This is a genomic window from uncultured Methylobacterium sp., assembly GCF_964251405.1.
Taxonomy (GTDB): domain Bacteria; phylum Pseudomonadota; class Alphaproteobacteria; order Rhizobiales; family Beijerinckiaceae; genus Methylobacterium.
In genome coordinates this window covers 1-3,653 of sequence record NZ_CAXUJR010000151.1, presented here as the reverse complement: position 1 = coordinate 3,653, position 3,653 = coordinate 1, and the positions used below count along the sequence as shown (strand labels likewise).

The window sequence follows — 3,653 nt, the reverse complement described above, 5'->3', positions numbered from 1 at the left end:
GGCCGTTGCCGGACGAGGCCATGACGATCGTCGCCACCGGCGCGCGCAAGGACCCGGAATGACCACGCCATGGCGGCTCGCCGGACGGCCTCAGCCGTTCGTTCCGCCCGTGGCCTGCGGCATGGAACGAGGGGCGAGGGCGTTCGTGCCGGCCTCCGCGGCGAGCCCGATGAGCGAGCCCGCGATCACGTCGGATGGGAAGTGAGCGCCGCGCAGGACCTGAACGAGCACGATTCCCGCGGCTCCGGCATAGGCGGCCCCGCGGATCTCCGGATAGGCGCGACCCAGGGCGCGCGCGGCTGCGACGCTGAGGGCGGAATGCCCCGAGGGGAAGGATTGCCAAGGACCGACATTCGGACCGAGCCTGCCCCTCGTGTAGAGGCCGGTCTCCATCAGGACGTTCGGCCTAGTGCGATGCACGAGATGCTTCGCTGACGTCTTGGCGAGGCTCGCAAGGATGCTGGCGCCGAGCATGCGGCGGCCGGCCGAGGCGAGCCGTGGGTTTCCGCTGAGAAGACCCCAGGTCACCGTTCCGGCCGAGAGCGCGAAAATCGATTTCCAGCCCCCAACCTCGCTCAGCGCCGCGAGAGACCGGATGCCAGCATGATCCTTCCCGGCGGCGAGAGCGACGCCGAGCCTGATGTCGGCTTCCTCGCAACGCTGGGCGTATCGCGAGTACGAGGCGTGTTTCTTCTCAAGCATGGCCATAAACGCCGAACCGGGGCGAACGTTCGCGTTCGGCGCCGGAGAAGGTGAGAAGACGGATCAGGACCCGATGCGTCCGCGCACCCGACTGCGGACGGGGTCAGGGGATCAGGCGGTCGGCACGAAGACGGGCGAACAGGTCGAAGAATGCGTCGTCGGTCGCCTGGTAGGCGGTGAAGCCGAGCTTCCGGCTCTTGCCCATATCGGTCACCACCTCGATGGGGCGGCCGAGATCCGCGTCCGTGTGCCAGGCCGATGCGAGCCGGCCGAGATCGGGTTCCGCCAACCGGTGCTCCGCAGCAATCTGTGCCCACAGGGGAGCGTCGTCGGCCATCTGCTCGGCGAGAGGCCGGACAGTGCCGTCGAACGGTGCGGCCGCGATCCCGAACCAGCCGGCAATGCGCTCCCACATCCAAGACCAGCGGAAGACGTCACCATTGACCACGTTGAAGGCATTGTCGGCAGCGCGCGGTTCGGTCGTGGCCCAGAGCAGGTGCCGCGCCAGCAGGCGGGCGTCCGTCATGTCGGTGAGGCCGTTCCACTGGGTGGCGGAACCGGGAAAACGGAACGGACGACCCGTCCGGCGGCAAAGCTCGGCATAGACAGCCAGTGTGGTGCCCATGTTCATGGCATTGCCGACCGCCTTGCCGATGATCGTGTGCGGGCGGTGGACGCTCCAGGTGAAGCCGTCGCGCTTCGCGGCGGAGAACACCTCGTCCTCCTGGGCGTAGTAGAAATTCTCGACGTCGAGGCGTCCTTGCTCCTCCCGGAACGGGGTCTGGGGGAGCGCGCCCTGCCCGTAGGCCTCGAACGGGCCGAGATAATGCTTCAGCCCCGTCACCAGGGCCACGTGGCGCGTGGTGCCGCCCCCGCGCAAACCGTCGAGGAGGTTGCGGACCATGGCGGCGTTGACCCGGATGTTCTCGGCTTCCGTCGCCTGGCGTGCCCAGGTCGAGATGAACACCGCCTCAGGCCTCACGTCGCGCAGCGCCTGGGCGACGCCCGCCTGATCCCGCAGATCGGCGGCGACCGGGCGCACGCCGGGCATATCGGTCGGGTTCCGCGCCAGGCCGTGAACCTCCCAGCCTTCCGACAGGAGCAAGGCCGTCGCGGCGCTGCCGACGATTCCGCTGGTTCCGACGACGAGTGCGTTACGTGCCAATATGGCTCTCCGTTTCGTGCGTGGCCGCGACGCTGAGGCCGCGGGGAAGTCCCGGCAATCAGTGCCGGAACGATCACCGTCCCGCTTCGCGCCGGATGCTCTCGACGACCGCCTCGGCGAAGTCCGCCCCGTCCTCGGTGAACGAAATATCCTCCGGCGTGCTCGTCGCGAGGCCCTTCTGCTCGAGTTCGGCGACTCCGGCCGGATCGGGCTCGTGGCCCTTGCCGTCCTTCCGGATCACCGACAGGACGCGCTCGCCGCTCAGCAGCCGGTGGTAGGCTGCGAAGGCAAAGATCGAGAGCGCCTTGTCGGAAAGATCGTCCGTCCTCGATGCCATGATAACAAGTCCTCGGTTGCCCACAGGGGTTCTGGATCGCGATCCTCCCCTAACTGGCGCGGATCGTACGATTTTCTACCGCCGTTCGAGATGGCTCCCCGCTTTCCCCAACCTAGATCAACAATCGGCTTCGTGCGGCCTGCGCGGGGGCTAGATCAAGGGACATGGCAATTGTGGATAGCTAAGTAATGGACCAAGTTTCGCCCCATTCGCGGAATCAGATCCCCTATCGTTACTCTGGGAGTTTATCCGATGACGATACTCGATCCGGTGACGGGGAAAATGGTGACGATCACAGTACCGAAACCGCGGCCACGGTGAGGCTCTTGCGGACTGCACGAGCCTATTCCAGGGCGTGATTCTCAGCCTGCGCGCTGCGGTGGATGCGTGCAGGTCGTCGTCCATGCGGAATCGACGGGCTTCGACGCCGTTCCACGTCCGTCGCGGACCGGCGCGGAGGTGCGGGGTCGCAGGCGGACGGCTCGATGGGGCTTCAGGCACCCAGGGAGCCGCCGGCCGAGCGCCTCAGTACCGTTCGTAACGCTCCCGGCGACCGTCATACCCAGGACCGTCATACCCACGGCGGTCGTCGTAGTAGCGACGTGGCGGTCCGGCATCGCGTGACGAGCCGCAATAGTTCAGTCCCTCGTCGGCGCAGACGCCCGGAGGACCCGGAATGTATCGACCGCCGCTTCGGCAGGAATAGCCGCACATCGCGACCGGCGATGTCAGTGTCCCGATGCCGAACCCATGCGCTGCCGTGGTCACGCCCGGAGCCGCTCCGGCCGCACTCGCGGTGAACCCGCCGAGCAGCAGGCCGGCGACGCGGAACGATCGTCTCATCGAAGCTTTCATGGATCTCTCCCATCTCCGCTGTTGGTCGCATGACGTCTAGCTGGAGGCAGCTGAACGTCTTTGGAACAATGTCGTCTACCCGAGAGAGACGGGTGGGTCGATGATCGGCGGTGCGGACCAAGCCGGCGACCAGGATGAGCCATCGACGAGACCGGCCAACCATGACGGCCGTGCGATCGATCATCGAGCGCCTCGCCCTTTAGCGGCAAACCGGCGAGATCGGTTCGACCGGGGCGTAGGACGACCGGCGGCTCACGCGCACTGCGCGAGGCGGGTCGCTCACTGGGATTCCTGACCGCCGGTGACGTTGTCGCGGCGTCCGCCCCGCTCCTGGAAACCGTCGCTGTCGCCTCCCAGGTCGCCCGAGGATCTGGGGCTCCCTGGCGGGAGCACCGACGGCAGGCAGATGCGCTGGCACAGGGTCGGGATGTCCAGCGGGCTCGAGCACGTGCTCACGGCGCTGCCGGCCACGCACGAGCAGGTGCAGGCCGCGAAGGCCGCGGTCGACATGAGCGTGAGGATCGCCCCGAGCAGCATCGCGCGCATCGTCACTCCGTCCCCGGTGCCATGAGCGGCCGTGATGGTCCTCCTGCA

Annotated in this window: 4 protein-coding genes and 1 pseudogene; all 5 read right to left on the bottom strand. The window is 67.3% G+C overall.

Features of this window, described 5'->3' with window-relative positions:
- Positions 1 to 90 precede the first annotated feature (90 nt).
- Complete coding sequence (locus ACFE7U_RS17395) at positions 91 to 702, bottom strand: phosphatase PAP2 family protein (protein WP_375410964.1); 612 nt, start codon at positions 700 to 702, stop codon at positions 91 to 93.
- 103 nt (positions 703 to 805) lie between these two features.
- Positions 806 to 1,867, bottom strand: a complete 1,062-nt coding sequence (locus ACFE7U_RS17390) for an SDR family oxidoreductase (protein ID WP_375410963.1) — start codon at positions 1,865 to 1,867, stop codon at positions 806 to 808.
- 73 nt (positions 1,868 to 1,940) lie between these two features.
- Positions 1,941 to 2,204: a hypothetical protein gene (locus ACFE7U_RS17385; RefSeq protein WP_375410962.1), complete on the bottom strand. Its 264-nt coding sequence runs from the start codon at positions 2,202 to 2,204 to the stop codon at positions 1,941 to 1,943.
- 525 nt (positions 2,205 to 2,729) lie between these two features.
- Positions 2,730 to 3,047, bottom strand: coding sequence for a hypothetical protein (locus tag ACFE7U_RS17380; RefSeq protein WP_375410961.1), 318 nt, complete (start codon positions 3,045 to 3,047; stop codon positions 2,730 to 2,732).
- Between the two features lie 291 nt (positions 3,048 to 3,338).
- A pseudogene (locus ACFE7U_RS17375) lies at positions 3,339 to 3,653 on the bottom strand (hypothetical protein); the annotation flags it as partial.